The 14,278-nt window shown below is 60.0% G+C and carries 11 protein-coding genes; 7 read left to right on the top strand and 4 right to left on the bottom strand.

Annotated features, from left to right (window positions below; genetic code table 11):
• Positions 1-314 precede the first annotated feature (314 nt).
• Positions 315-1,751 (top strand): glycoside hydrolase family 1 protein, encoded by a 1,437-nt coding sequence (locus WH279_RS18465; protein ID WP_200643307.1) that lies wholly within the window; start codon positions 315-317, stop codon positions 1,749-1,751.
• Positions 1,752-1,796: 45 nt separating this feature from the next.
• Here WH279_RS18465 and WH279_RS18460 read toward each other — a convergent pair whose 3' ends face one another.
• Genes WH279_RS18460 through WH279_RS18445 form a run of 4 tightly spaced genes read right to left on the bottom strand, consistent with a single transcriptional unit; the run spans position 1,797 to position 5,198 of the window.
• Positions 1,797-2,633, bottom strand: a complete 837-nt coding sequence (locus WH279_RS18460) for a metal ABC transporter permease (protein WP_167863850.1) — start codon at positions 2,631-2,633, stop codon at positions 1,797-1,799.
• Positions 2,633-3,487, bottom strand: coding sequence for an iron/manganese ABC transporter permease subunit SitC (gene sitC, locus WH279_RS18455; RefSeq protein WP_133841677.1), 855 nt, complete (start codon positions 3,485-3,487; stop codon positions 2,633-2,635). Before sitC ends, WH279_RS18460 begins: the two co-directional genes overlap by 1 nt.
• Positions 3,487-4,290 (bottom strand): manganese/iron ABC transporter ATP-binding protein, encoded by an 804-nt coding sequence (locus WH279_RS18450; protein WP_212812947.1) that lies wholly within the window; start codon positions 4,288-4,290, stop codon positions 3,487-3,489. The genes sitC and WH279_RS18450 overlap by 1 nt, the downstream gene beginning before the upstream one ends.
• A complete protein-coding gene (locus WH279_RS18445) occupies positions 4,287-5,198 on the bottom strand; it encodes a metal ABC transporter substrate-binding protein (RefSeq protein WP_339457961.1) in 912 nt (303 codons plus the stop codon). The genes WH279_RS18450 and WH279_RS18445 overlap by 4 nt, the downstream gene beginning before the upstream one ends.
• A gap of 930 nt (positions 5,199-6,128) precedes the next feature.
• Between WH279_RS18445 and WH279_RS18440 the strand changes: the two genes are divergently transcribed.
• The 6 genes from WH279_RS18440 to WH279_RS18415 are packed head-to-tail and all read left to right on the top strand — an operon-like array spanning position 6,129 to position 14,053.
• Complete coding sequence (locus tag WH279_RS18440) at positions 6,129-8,210, top strand: hydantoinase/oxoprolinase family protein (RefSeq protein WP_339457960.1); 2,082 nt, start codon at positions 6,129-6,131, stop codon at positions 8,208-8,210.
• On the top strand, positions 8,207-10,234 hold the full coding sequence (locus WH279_RS18435) for a hydantoinase B/oxoprolinase family protein (RefSeq protein ID WP_339457959.1): 2,028 nt from the start codon (positions 8,207-8,209) through the stop codon (positions 10,232-10,234). The genes WH279_RS18440 and WH279_RS18435 overlap by 4 nt, the downstream gene beginning before the upstream one ends.
• Positions 10,221-11,306 (top strand): ABC transporter substrate-binding protein, encoded by a 1,086-nt coding sequence (locus WH279_RS18430; protein ID WP_339457958.1) that lies wholly within the window; start codon positions 10,221-10,223, stop codon positions 11,304-11,306. The genes WH279_RS18435 and WH279_RS18430 overlap by 14 nt, the downstream gene beginning before the upstream one ends.
• Positions 11,303-12,394, top strand: a complete 1,092-nt coding sequence (locus WH279_RS18425; RefSeq protein ID WP_339457957.1) for an ABC transporter ATP-binding protein — start codon at positions 11,303-11,305, stop codon at positions 12,392-12,394. The genes WH279_RS18430 and WH279_RS18425 overlap by 4 nt, the downstream gene beginning before the upstream one ends.
• A complete protein-coding gene (locus tag WH279_RS18420) occupies positions 12,391-13,260 on the top strand; it encodes an ABC transporter permease (RefSeq protein WP_133841684.1) in 870 nt (289 codons plus the stop codon). Before WH279_RS18425 ends, WH279_RS18420 begins: the two co-directional genes overlap by 4 nt.
• Complete coding sequence (locus WH279_RS18415; protein WP_339457956.1) at positions 13,250-14,053, top strand: ABC transporter permease; 804 nt, start codon at positions 13,250-13,252, stop codon at positions 14,051-14,053. Before WH279_RS18420 ends, WH279_RS18415 begins: the two co-directional genes overlap by 11 nt.
• Positions 14,054-14,278: the final 225 nt, after the last annotated feature.

The raw sequence follows: 14,278 nt of genomic DNA, 5'->3' as shown, positions 1-14,278 counted from the left end.
GGCAAAAGTTACGATGGGCAACCAACTGCTGATGTTTGCAGCAACCTGATGATTTACTCAACATTTATCGTGTTTTATCGTCAGTAACCTCAGCCACAGGGCATGCTGCGAAAGTTATTCGTGCCAAAGCGCAGTGGGCGGGAGAGGGTAAGTTTTATCGCATGGTTCATTTCTGCAATCGGTTTCATGGTGCTGTTCTCTCCACCGATTTTGCTCTACTATTTCTGCCGTTCAGGCGGTGCTGACGTCGGGTCAGGGCAGTGCGTTCGCGCTGCGGCGCCGCTAACTCTCCGTATCATTTAAGGAAAAGTGGCATGAAAGACAGGTTTCCGCAGGGCTTTATGTGGGGCGGCGCAACGGCTGCTAATCAGGTTGAAGGAGCATACGACGTCGACGGCAAAGGCCTGTCGATTGTCGATGCCATCCCGGGCGGCAAACAGCGCCTGAGCATTGTGGCCGCACCAGAGTTCGACTTTACGCTGGATGAAACCCGCTACACCTATCCCAACCACAAAGGCATCGACCACTATCATCGCTTCCGCGAAGATATCGCGCTGTTTGCTGAGATGGGTTTCAAATGCTATCGCTTCTCGATTGCCTGGACGCGCATCTACCCGAACGGCATTGAACAGCAGCCGAATGAGGCGGGCCTCAGCCATTACGACCAGGTGATTGATGCCTGTATTGCGCACGGCATTGAACCAGTGATCACCATTTCCCACTACGAAATGCCGCTGCACCTGGCGACCGTGTTCGGTGGCTGGAAAAACCGTGAGGTGATCGGCCACTTTGAGCGCTTTGCCCGCACGGTGCTGGAGCGATTCGGCGACAAAGTGAAGTACTGGATGACCTTTAACGAGATCAACAGTGCCGCGCACTTCCCGATGATGAGCCAGGGGCTGACGGTGAAAACCGGCGCGCTGGAAGCGCAGGCGAAATTCCAGGGCTGGCATAACCAGTTTGTCGCCAGCAGTCTGGCGGTGAAAATTGCCCACGAAACCAACGCGCAGATCCAGATGGGCTGCATGATCCTGTTTGCCACCAACTACGCGTACGACTGTAACCCGCTCAACCAGCTGGCCTCGCTGAAAGAAACCCAGGCGTTTAACTTCTACTGTGCTGATGTGCAGGCGGGCGGGAAATATCCGTACTACGCCAAAAAACTGTGGCAGTCGCTGGGCGTGACGCTGGATATCCAGCCGGGCGATCTGGAACTGATTAAGCAGCACACCGTGGACTACATCGGTTTCAGCTACTACATGTCCTCCACCACTTATGCCACCGACCCGGATGCGGCAGCAGCCAGCGGCAACCTGCTGGGCGGGGCGCGTAACCCGTTCCTCGAAGCCAGTGCCTGGGGCTGGGAGATTGATCCGGTTGGCCTGCGCATTGCGTTGAACCAGCTGTATGACCGCTATGAGAAGCCGCTGTTTATTGTTGAAAACGGTCTGGGCGCGGTGGATGAGCCCGATGAAAGCTTCAACATCGCCGATGACTACCGCATTAACTACCTGCGTAAGCACATTGATGCGATGGCGGAAGCGATTGACGATGGCGTTGAGCTGATGGGTTACACCCCGTGGGGGTGCATCGATCTGGTGAGCATGTCGACGGGGGAGATGAGCAAGCGTTACGGCTTTATCTATGTTGATCTGGACGACAAGATCAGCGGTACCGGCAACCGCTACAAGAAGAAATCCTTCCACTGGTATCAGAAAGTGATCGCCACCAACGGCCAGGATATCAGCTAGACCGACAGAAACGGCGTCCTGTGCAGACGCCGTTTTTATTACCTGTCAGGAGAGCACCACCCGGCGCTCGCGGCGCACCGACCAGATAAAGGCCGCGATAAACAGCAGGGCGAACAGCACGACAATGGTCGGGCCGGGGGCGCTGTCGAGGAAGAAAGAAAGATAGGTTCCACTAAAGCACACCACCACCGACAACAGCACCGCGCAGATCATCACGCTGGAGAAGCGACGCATCAGCAGAATGGCAATCGCACCCGGTGCAATCAGCAGGGCAATCGACAGCACAATCCCCACTGCTTTTAACGTCGCCACAATCGTCAGGGCAATCATACTCAGCAGGCCGTAGTGCAGTAGGGTGGTGTTCAGCCCGCTGGCTTTCGCCTGATGCGGGTCAAACGCATGCAGCACCAGGTCGCGCCATTTCACCCCGATAATCACCGCAATCACGCAGGCAATGCCGCCGCTTTGCAGCAGATCGCTGGTGGAGATCCCCAGCATATCGCCAAACAGAATATGGTCGAGATGCACCTCGGACTGAATCGAGATGTAGAGGATCAACCCTGCGGCAAACATCCCGGAGAAGACAATCCCCATCACCGTATCCTGCTTGATGCGGCTGTTCTCTTTCAGGTAACCGGTGGCCAGCGCGCAGAACAGTCCGGCGCAAAAGGCCCCGATGGCGAGCGGAATGCCGACAATCCAGGCGATCACCACGCCGGGGAATACCGCATGGCTCATGGCATCGCCCATCAGCGACCAGCCCTTGATCACCATAAAGCTGGAGAGCAGGGCGCAGGGGATGGCGACAATCACCGAGATGGTCAGCGCCGTGTTCATAAAATCAAATTCAAACGGGCTTAACAGCAGTTCTGTCAGGTTCATCATGCCTCCTGCTGCGGGGCGGCTGCGCGACGGCGGCGGGCCAGCAGTCCGTGTTTAGGGGCAAACACAAAGGCGGTGAGAAACACCAGCGTCTGTGCCACGACAATAATGCCGCCCGTGGCGCCATCCAGGTAGTAGCTGATCCACGCACCGAAGAAGCTGGTAGTGCTGCCGATAGCGACGGCAATCATCAGCAGGCGCGGGAACCGGTCGGTGAGCAGATAGGCGGTAGCACCCGGCGTGACCACCAGGCAGATCACCAGGAATGCCCCTACGGTCTGCAACGCGGCAATGGTACAGGCGGCCAGCAGGGTGAAAAACAGCAGTTTCAGCCGCGTGGGGTTGAGCCCGACGGAGCGCGCATGGTTCTCGTCAAAGAAGGTCACCATCAGATCCTTCCATTTGATCAGCAGGATCAGCAGCGAGATAAAGCCAATCAGCGCCAGCTGAATGATATCTTCCGGGGCAATCGCCAGGATGTTGCCCAGCACGATGGTTTGAATGTTCACCGACGTGGGGTTGAGCGACACCATAAACAGCCCAAGGCCAAAGAAGGAGGAGAAGATCAGCCCGATAATCGCGTCCTCTTTCAGCCGGGTGCGCTGATTTAAAAACAGCATACTGCCCGCCGCCAGCCCGCCGGAGAGAAACGCGCCCAGGGCAAAAGGCAGCCCGAGCATATACGCCCCGGCCACGCCCGGCACGATAGAGTGTGACAGCGCATCACCAATCAGGGACCAGCCCTTGAGCATCAGATAGCAGGAGAGAAACGCACACACGCCGCCCACCAGCGCCGATACCCACATGGCATTCAGCATATATTGATAGTGGAACGGTTCCGCCAGCCACGCCATTAGCGATCCCCCTGCACCATGGAAAGCGCAGGACGCGCATCGCCGTCGCCGAACACTACGTCGCGCAGTGCGCCGCTAAAGGCGTTTTCCAGATTGGCGCGGGTAAAGGTGGTGGCCGTCGGGCCGCAGGCCAGCACGGTGCCTTTCACAATCACCGTGTGGTCGCAGTATTCACTGACCGAGGCCAGATTATGGGTCGAGACCAGCAGGGTGCGGCCTTCCTCGCGCAGCTCATGCAGCAGGCTGATGATCTGGCGTTCGGTGTTGACGTCGACGCCGGTAAAGGGTTCATCCAGCAGGATCACCTGGCCGCGCTGGGCGATGGCACGCGCCAGGAATACGCGTTTCTTCTGCCCGCCGGAAAGCTCACCAATCTGACGCTGACGAAACTCCGCCATGCCGACGCGCTCCAGGGCTTCTGTCACCAGGCGTTTATCTTCCGCACGCGCAATGCGCAGCATCCCCATATGGCCGTAGCGGCCCATCATCACCACATCTTCCACCAGTACCGGGAAGGACCAGTCAACCTCTTCAGACTGCGGCACATAAGACACCATATTCTGCTTCAGTGCCTTGTGTGCGGGCTGGCCCAGCAGGGTAATCGATCCACGCGAGAGCGGCACAAAGCCCATAATGGCTTTAAACAGCGTGGACTTACCCGAACCGTTAATCCCGACCAGGGCGGCGATGCTGCTGCCGGGTACCTGTAAGGTGGCATCGCGCAGGGCGGTATGCCCGTTACGATAGGTGACTGTCAGATCGTTAACCCGAATGCCGTCGGGTGCCGCCTGGGTAGTGTTCATTTTGCCAGCCCCTGCTGAATGCCTTTAACGATGGTGTCGCTGGTGACGCGCAGTAAATCGAGATAGGTCGGCACCGGCCCATCGGCGGCGCTGAGGGAGTCAACGTACAGCACGCCGCCGTAATGACTGCCGGTTTCACGCGCCACCTGGCGGGCGGCTTTATCGGAAACCGTGCTTTCGCTGAACACCGCCGGGATCTTCTCCTGCTTCACTTTATCGATCACTTTACGCACCTGCTGCGGGGTACCCTGCTGGTCGGCGTTGATCGGCCACAGGTACAGCTCTTTCAGCCCGAAATCACGCGTCAGATAGGAGAAGGCGCCTTCACTGGTCACCAGCCAGCGCTTATCGGCCGGGATACTCGCCAGAGCCTGCTGCACCGGGGCCACCGTGGCGCTGATTTTTTCTTTGTAAGCGGCGGCATTTTTACGATAGATGTCGGCATTGGCCGGATCGTGTTTCACCAGCGCATCGCGGATGTTATCGACGTAGATCAGGGCATTTTTGGGTGACATCCAGGCATGAGGATTGGGTTTGCCGCTGTAAGGCCCCTCGCTAATGCCCATGGGCACAATGCCGTCAGACACCACCACTTCCGGCACGCCGGAAAGATGCTGATAAAAGCGCTGGAACCACAGCTCCAGGTTCAGACCATTGGCGAGGATCAGCTGTGCGCCCTGGGCGCGTTTGATATCCCCCGGCGTGGGGTGATATTCGTGGATTTCTGCCCCGGCTTTGGTGATGGAGGCTACGTCCGCGGCGTCACCCGCCACGTTTTTGGCCATATCGGCAATCACCGTGAAGGTGGTGATGACCTTGAATTTTTCCTGTGCCAGCGCGGGTGCCAGCGGCAAGGTGGCGAGCAGAGTGGCGCAGATCCACCTTTTTAACCGGAACTGAAAACGCATAGAAATCTCCCAGAAAGCGCTTAAAAATACGACGTAATTAGCAGTTGCTATAAGGTATAGCACAGGCTATATCTCCGTGTGAATGTTTTTTGTGTGGGATTACACTCTTTGACAATTAAAGGGGGGAGCCTGGCGGCGAGCCGAAGGGGCGACCTTTTATTCCGGTCCACCTGTGGGGAAGGTGTGCACGATGTTCCAGGGCCAGGTCAACGTCAAGGGCGTTTCGCTTTCCCGCTGCGCGGGCTGAGCGACCCAGGGTGGGCAGTCGCCCCCACCCTGGGGACCCGGGCTTGCGGCTGGCGCTGCGTCCACTGCGTGGATGCCCTCGCAAGCGTCGTTCACCGACGGACTGGTCGTGACGGCACATCCTTGTGCCGGCTCTCCCTCTCACCGCCGTCCTGGCGGTTCGTCCTGGTTCACTGTGCTTCCTCAGCGCTGCTGAATGCCGCCTCAACGTCAAAATCCAGGTCAAAACCAAACCCATCCCAAAACCCAAAATTCTGATTTCAGTCAATCCGCAGAGGCTGTCACATGGTGGGGGGGGTAATACCCAAAGCGAGCGCTCTCTTGCGGGGATGGGGCCAGTTTGAGGTAAGCCGGACGTCACGCGGCAGGGACGCCGCGTGCCGAGGCCCGCATGGATGCGGCAGTTGCTGATCCGGCGTGCTCAAACTGGCCTCAGACCGGAAGCCAAACTATCAGCGATAAAAAATGCCTGGGGATCCCTCAGAGGTCGAACTCTGCAAAAGATCATGGTGGGTACTCCACCGCCTAAACGAAAACCATCTATTAAGGCTGTTACACACCTTCATGCTTTTTCCGGCAAAGGTTAGTCCTATTTGTTATTCGTAATACGGGAGTATCCAGGGAAAATTAACAAAATATTTCATTAATCAATTTCGCGACTTACGCGTGAATCAGGAGAAAAAGGTGAACAACATTCCCGATGCCGGGCTGACAGTGGGAGTGGATGTCGGGGGCACCTTTACTGATTTTGTGATATTTGACCCGCAGCATCAGCACTATTTCTTTCATAAACAACCCAGTACCCCGGCCGATCCGGCGCTGGCCTTTAGCGATGGCTTACGGGCGGCGCTGAAGAAAACGGGCCAGCCTGCCAGCGCACTCTCCCTGTTGCTGCACGGCACCACGCTGGGCCTGAACGCCATTATTCAGCGTCGTGGTGCGAAAATTGCCCTGGTGATCACCCAGGGATTTCGTGATGTGCTGGAAATTGGCCGCGCACGTATGCCGTCCTCCTTTGATTTTCATGCCGACCGTGAGCCGCCGTTTCTACCGCGTGAGCGGGTGCTGGAGATCGGCGCGCGCTTCAGTCCGACAGGTGAGGTGATGCAGTGGCCGGACGAGCACGCCTTGAGCACGCTGGCGCAGGCCATTACCCGGCTCGACGTCAGCGCCGTGGCGCTGGTCACCCTGAATGGTTACGCCAATCCGCAGCAGGAGGGCGAGCTGGCGCAGCGGCTGCAGGCTGAGCTTGATGATATCCCCGTGCTCTCATCCGCCGAACTGTGGCCGGAAATCCGGGAATATGAACGCACGCTGGTGGCCGGGCTGAATGCCTATATTCAGCCGCTGATGCAGCGCTATTTCAGCCGCCTCACTGGGCTGCTGGAGCCGCAGTCGGTGACCGCACCGCTCCTGATCACCGCCTCTAACGGCGGCGTATTGCCGCTGGCGTCGGCCCGCCAGCGCCCGGTCGATACGCTGTTATCCGGCCCGGCATCGGGCGTGATGGCGGCGGCACATCTTGCCGCCACCACGCACAGCGGTGGCTATGTCTCCTTCGATATGGGCGGCACCAGCAGCGATATTTCCCTTTCTGCGGAGGGCGATGTTGAACGCGTCAACCGCACCGATGTTGGCGGCCTGCCGCTGATTTTACCGGTGGTCGGCGTCTCTGCCATCGGCGCCGGAGGCGGGTCGATTATCCATGTCGATGAATACGGCATCTTAAAAGTGGGGCCGGAAAGCGCAGGGGCCGATCCCGGCCCGGTGGCCTATCGCCGTGGCGGCGTGGCCCCGACCATCACCGACTGCTATCTGGTCAGCGGCATCCTGCCGGCTGATGCCCGGCTGGGTGGCACCATTCCCCTCGACCTTGCGGCAGCGCGAACGGCACTGGCCGGGCTGGCGGCGCAGCTCGGTATCCGCGGCGAGGATGCGGCAGAGCAGGTTGCCAGCGGGGCGCTGGCGGTGGCGACCACGCAGATGGCGACGGCGCTGAATAAAGCCGTGGCGCAGCGCGGCGTCTCGGCCGATGCCCTGACGCTGATCCCGTTCGGCGGTGCCGGACCGACGCACGCCAACCTGTTTGCCAGTGAGGCGGGCCTCGAACGCATTGTGGTGCCGTTACGTCCTGGCACCTTCTGCGCACAGGGGGCGATCACCGCCGATATTCGCCGTGACTTTGTCCGCAGCCTGCGCGTGCGCGTCAATGCCAGCACCTTCATTACGCTGACCACGACCCTTGACGAACTTCATCTGCTGGCGCAGCAGTGGTTCGGTGAGCAGGCCGCTGCCCTGAGCCGCGCAGCGCCGCGTTATACGGTAGAAGCCGATATGCGTTACAGCGGCCAGGCCTATGAGCTGAGCGTCAGCCTTTCCAGCGTGGACACGCTCACCCTGGACGGATTGCAGGAGAGTTTCCAGCAGCTGCACCAGCAGCGCTACGGCTTTACCGGTGCCCGCACCGATATCGAATTAACCACCCTGCGGCTGTCGCTGACGGCACCGCTGCCGCGCCCGACAGAGAAAGCCTTTGTGCCACACGCGCCGGAAGCCCATCGCCCCCGGCGGCCGCTGTATCTTAACCAGCGCTGGCAGCCGGCGGATATCTGGCAGCGTGCGCAGATCCAGTTTGACGATCGCCTGACAGGCCCGGCGATTGTGGAACAGGATGATACCACCACGCTGATTCTCCCCGGCTGGACGGCACAGCTCGACCCGGCAGGCAACCTGTTGATCACCCGTGAAACGGGAGGCCCCCTGTGAAGCTCGACGCGATTACACTTGAGATCCTCAACCATAAACTGACGGCGCTGACGGAAGAGATGTGCCACATCCTGCAACGTACCGGGCGCACGCTGTATGTGAAAGAGACGGCGGATTTCTGCTGCGCGGTGGCCGATCGGCACGGCAAGTTCTTCGCCTATCCGCGCGGCATCGGCGTGTGCGGGTTTGTGGGGGTGAATCTGCTGACCACGATGCAGGCGGTGGGCGAGGTGCAGCCGGGGGATGTGATCCTCACTAACGATCCCTGGCGTTCGCGCGGTCTGGCAACGCACCTGCCGGATTTACAGGTGCTGGAACCCTGGTTTATTGACGGGGAGATCGTCGCCTGGGGCTGGGCCTTCCTCCATGCATCCGATGTCGGTGGCCGTGTGCCCAGCAGCATCTCACCGACCAACAGCGATATCTTCCAGGAAGGGCTGCAAATCCCGCCGGTCAAACTGGTCAGGGCGGGGGTGCTGAATCAGGACGTGGTCACTATTCTCGCCGCCAACAGCCGCACGCCGGATGCCAACGCCGGGGATATTCAGGCGATGCTCGCCGCACTGGGGGCCGGGCGCCAGCGCCTGCAAAAAATCGTTGCTCAGCACGCTGCACCGCAGGTGATTCAGGCGCAGCAGGATCTGCAACAGTATGCGGCGGCCCGTGCGCGTCAGGTGCTGCGCCGTATCCCGCAGGGCAGCTACGAATTTGAAGACTATCTGGATGATGCGGCTGGCAGCGGCCTGCCGGTGCGGCTGGCGCTGAAAGCCACCTTTGACGATGGCAATGTGCATCTGGATTTCAGCGGCAGCGATGCTCAGGTGGCTGTGGCGCTGAATATCCCGAGCCACGGCGATCCCCATGCCTGGCTGACGCTGCGCATTCTGGCGCTGGTCTGCACGCTGGATAAAACCGTGCCACTGAATGCCGGTCTGCTGCAACCTGTTACCCTGTTTGCCCCGGTTGGTTCGCTGGTCAATCCTCAATTCCCGGCCGCCGTTGGCGTGCGCCATGCCACGGCCGTGCGCGTCAACGACTTACTGAACGGTTTGCTGGGGCAGGCGCTGCCTGAAGTGATGCCAGCGGCCAGCGGCGGCACCATTATTCCGCTGGTAGTGGCAGAAACGGCCCGCCACGGCAAAGAGCAGAATGTACAGGTGATTGAACCGATGGTCGGCGGCGGTGGCGGCCGTTTTGGCCGTGACGGCATCGACGGGCGTGACAACAGCATCTCTAACCTGGCGAACAACCCGGTGGAGATGGTCGAAGCCGAAACCTCAATCGAAATCGTGCAGTATGCCCTGCGCGCAGAGTCTGCCGGAGCCGGGCAGTGGCGCGGTGGTATGGGCCAGCAAATCCGTATTCGCATTTTGCACGATGACACCACGCTGCTGGCGCGCGGCATGGAGCGGATGGTGTTCCAGCCCTGGGGCGTTAACGGCGGTCTGCCGGGGCAACCCACGCGTATGACGCTCAACCCGGGCGATGCGGGCGGCACCGTGCTGGGCAAAATTGACCTGCTCAGCGTCAAAGCCGGGGATGAAGTGCTGCTGCAAACCCCGGGCGGCGGCGGCTGGGGCGATCCCTTCCTGCGTGACCCGGCAGCGGTGAAGCGTGATGTCGATAACCAGTTGATCGGTATTCTGTCCGCCGCCGACCAGTATGGCGTGGTCATCGTCAACGGCGAGGTGGATCAGCAGGCGACAACCACTCTGCGTCAGCAGGCCAGAACACCGGGCTCGTCCTCCGGCCCGGCGCGGGATAACTGGCTGGCCGTGTTTTCCCCCGCGCTGTTATCACGCCTCAACCAACAACTTTATGCGCTGACGCCGGCGGAAAGACAGCGTTATCGCCAGCAGGCGTTTGCCGCCGCGCTGGCGCAGTTACCGCCGCACTTCCCGCTTGAAACGCAGGCCGATATTCACACTGCCCGTCAGTGTTTTGCCGACGCTGTTGCCGCACTGGAACAGCAGTTTTTATCCCTTACCTCGTCATCACCAGGAGATGAACATGCGTTTAACTAAAAACAGTGGGGCACTGCTTTCTGCCTTGATCGGCCTTGTTATCAGCGGTGCAGCCACGGCAGCAACCGCGCCGGAAGCCACGGATTCGGTGGTGGTGGGGGTGTATGGCGGTGACTGGGAGAAGAATATTCGTGCCTCCGGCCTGGAGCAGTTTGCCAAAGATAACCACATAAAACTGACCGTGGTGCCGGGTGCCGATGCCGAATGGTTTACCAAACTGCGTGCAGCCAAAGGGCGTCGTTCGCCTTACGATATTGTGGTTTTCCAGCCGGATACCGTGCAGCGTGCGACGGCAGCAGGGTTGCTGCAACCGCTGGAGGCCAAAGAGATTCCTAACCTCGATAAGCTCTATCAGAGTGTGCAAACGCGCTTTGTCAGCGAGAACAAAACCTATGCTGCCGCGTTCAGCCTTGGGCAGTTAGGCCTCGCCTACCGCAGCGACCTGGTGAAAACCCCGCCGACCAGCTGGCTGGATCTGTGGAAGCCGGAATACAAAGGCCACGTGGCGATTTCGTCACCGACCTATGCGGCGGGGCTGCAGTTCTTTGCCGGGCTGGTGCATGCGCTGGGCGGTGAGCTGAACAACCCGGCTGATGTGGATAAAGCCTTTGCCAAATTGAAAGATCTGCGCGGTAACGCGGTGGCCTTCCCGGACAGCCCGGGTGCCATCCAGACGCTGCTGGAGCGCGGGGATGCGTGGATTGTGCCGTTCTGGGATGGTCGCGTGTTTGCCCTGAAACAGCAGGGGATGAAAATCGACTTTGTGTACCCGTCTGAAGGCGCGGTGGTTGGCGCGGCCAACTGGGTGATCCCGAAAGGCGCACCGAATCTGGCGAATGCTTACAAAGTGGTGAATGCGCTCTCCAGCGCCCAGGTGCAGAAAGCCTTCTCCGATAAATCACTGTACGGCATGACCAATAAAGAGGTGCAGTACAGCGACAACCTGAAAAAACAGGTGAAAGTGGGTGAAGAAGCCTACAGCAAACTGATCTGGATTGATTACGCCACGGCCACGCCGCAGCTTGCCGACTGGACCAACCGCTGGAGCCAGTCGCTGGGGGCGACAAAATGAGTTCTGTGGTGATTGACGCGGTGAAGCGGCAGTTTGGGCAGCATCGCGCGCTGGATGGCGTCAGCATGACAATAGAGCAGGGGGAGTTTTTCTCCCTGCTCGGCCCCAGCGGCTGTGGCAAAACCACGCTGCTGAATATCATCGCGGGTTTTCTGGCGGCCGATAACGGGCGGGTGTTGATTGGCGGTCAGGATATGACCGCGTTACCCCCTTATCGACGCAATATCGGCATGGTATTTCAGAACTATGCGCTGTTCCCGCACCTCAGCGTGGCGGATAACGTGGCTTTTGGGCTAAAGGTGCGCCATGTGGCGCGCGATGAGCAGCGCCGCCGGGTCGCGGAGGCCCTCAGGCAGGTGCGCCTGGAGGGGCTGGGAACGCGCATGCCGCATCAGCTCTCCGGCGGCCAGCAGCAGCGCGTGGCGATTGCCCGTGCGCTGGCGATTGAGCCGCAGGTGCTGTTACTGGATGAGCCGTTGTCCAATCTGGATGCCCGGCTGCGCAAGGAGATGCAGGATGAGCTGCGTGCGCTGCAAAAACGGGTGGGCATCACCACGGTGCTGGTCACCCACGATCAGGAAGAGGCGCTGACGCTCTCCGATCGCATCGGTATTCTCGGTCAGGGGCAGTTGCAGCAGGTGGGCACACCGTCGGAACTTTACCGCCAGCCGGAAAACCGTTTTGTCGCCGAGTTTGTCGGGCAGGCGAACCTGTTCCAGGTGACGGCCGACCGTGGCAGCGAACGTTATCAGGCCAGCGAACATTTCAGTGCAGCGGGGCAGCCGTTACAGCTGGCAGCCAGTCGTTTTGATGCCCGCAGCGCATTACTGATTGTGCGACCCGAACGCATCCGCATTCTGCCCGGCGGCGGTGAACCGGCGGTTAACGGCACCTTCGCCAGCGTAAAAGAGGCGAGCTTTGCCGGGGCGACGTTGCGCCTGCTGTGCCAGCTTCCTGGCGGCGGCGAGCTGCGCGTGCAGCCTGCGGAACAGGACTTCCGTCAGTTACCCGCACCGGGCGATAAGCTCTACCTGGCGTGGCGTGAAGACGATGTGATCGTGCTGCCCACGCCGGGAGCGCCGCAATGAACCGGCTTAGGCAGAACGCCTTTCCCTGGCTGATGCTGACGCCGTGCCTGGTGTTCCTGGTGCTGTTTCTGCTGGTGCCGCTGCTGCTGCTGCTCGATCAGAGCCTGACCGCGGTCGACAGTTTGCTGAATCCGCTGCCCGGCCACAGCCTGGCGCAATACCTGACGGTGTTTGGCGAGTCGCAGTATCTGTATGCGCTCTGGACCACACTGTGGGTGTCGTTGCTGACGGCGGCGATGACCGTGCTGCTGGCCTGGCCCGCTGCCTGGCTGCTGGTGACCGTGAAAGGCCGCCACTGGCGTACGCTGCTGTATGTGATTTTAATCTCGCCGCTGCTGACCAGCGTGGTGATCCGCACGTTTGCCTGGATTGTGCTGCTGGCGCAGAACGGGCTGATTAACGGCTTCCTGCTGTTTACCGGGCTGATCCCGCAGCCGCTGGCGCTGTTGTGGAATATGAATGCGGTGGTGATTGCCTATGTGCAGGTCATGCTGCCATTTGCCGTGCTGCCGCTGATCACCTCGTTAAATGAAATTGCCCCGTCGTTGCGCCTGGCCGCGATGAGCCTGGGCGCCACGCCGGGCCAGACGTTCCGTCGGGTGGTGTTACCGCTGACGCTGCCCGGGATGCTGACCGGATTTATCATTGTCTTTTCGCTGGCGGCAGGCAGTTACATTACGCCGTTGCTGATTGGCGGGCGGCTGCAACCCTTGCTGCCGATTGCCATCTATCAGCAGGCGATGCAGACGGCGAATCTGCCGCTGGCGGCCGCGTTGTCGCTGACGCTGCTGGTGATGACGCTGGCGGTGGCCGGTATTGTCGGCCTGTTCCTCAAACGCTGGGAGAAGAAAAATCATGGTCACTGACCGTATACTGCGGCACCTGAGCCAGGGTCTGGTGACGCTGGCCGGAATTGTGGTGTATCTGTTTCTCGCCTTACCGGTCGGCGTGATTGTGCTCTCGGCCTTCAGCCCGGAACCGTATCCACAGTTTCCGCCGCAGGGTGTTTCCCTGCGCTGGTTCTCCGCATTGCTGGATGATGCGGGCTGGCGGGAGTCGCTCAGTATCAGCCTTATCCTGTTAGTGGTGGTGACGCCGCTGACGGTGATCCTCGGCACCTTTGCCGCCTGGGCGCTGGCGCGGCTGGAGTTTCGTTATCGTGAGACGTTGCAGGCCTTTATTTTATCGCCGCTGATGATCCCGCAGGTGGTGCTGGGGATTGCCCTGCTGTATGTGCTGACCGCCGCCGGGATGGCCGGGCTGGTCAGTGGGCTGGTGATAGGTCATATCGTGGTGGCGCTGCCCTATGTGGTGCGTACGGTGAGCGTCAGTCTGGCGGCAATGGACAGAAGGCTGGAAGCCGTATCCATGAGCCTCGGGGCCGGGCGCTGGTACACTTTCCGCTACGTGACGCTGCCGCTGATCAAACCCGGAATGCTGGCCGGTGCGGTGTTTGCCGGGGTCACGTCGTTTGGCGAAGTGTCCGTCAGCCTGTTTCTCAGCGCACCGGATACCATCACCGTTCCGGTGAGGATCTTTAACTATGTTGATCAGACCTTCGACCCGACGGTGAATGCCATTTCGGTGATCTTTATTGTGATTGCGGTGCTGATCCTGCTGGCGATTGAACGCACCATCGGGTTAGTGAAGATTTTGTAAGAGGCAGGGCGTCTAATCGCTCGCGTTGGGTTTTAAACCTCCACTGCGTGGATGCCCTCGTCAGCGCTGCTGAATGCCGCCTCAACGTCAAAACCCAGGTCAACACCCAAACCAATACACAGAGAGCGTCATGCTGTGGCGGTTTTAAAACCCACAGCGAGCGCTATCTTGCGGGGAGGGGGCCAGATTGAGGTAAGCCGGACGTCACCCGCCAGGACGTCGCGT

Source organism: Erwinia sp. MYb375 (genome assembly GCF_037479175.1).
Classification (GTDB): domain Bacteria; phylum Pseudomonadota; class Gammaproteobacteria; order Enterobacterales; family Enterobacteriaceae; genus Erwinia; species Erwinia rhapontici.
Note: the sequence above shows the minus strand (reverse complement) of the source record. Positions and strands in the feature narration are given on the sequence as shown.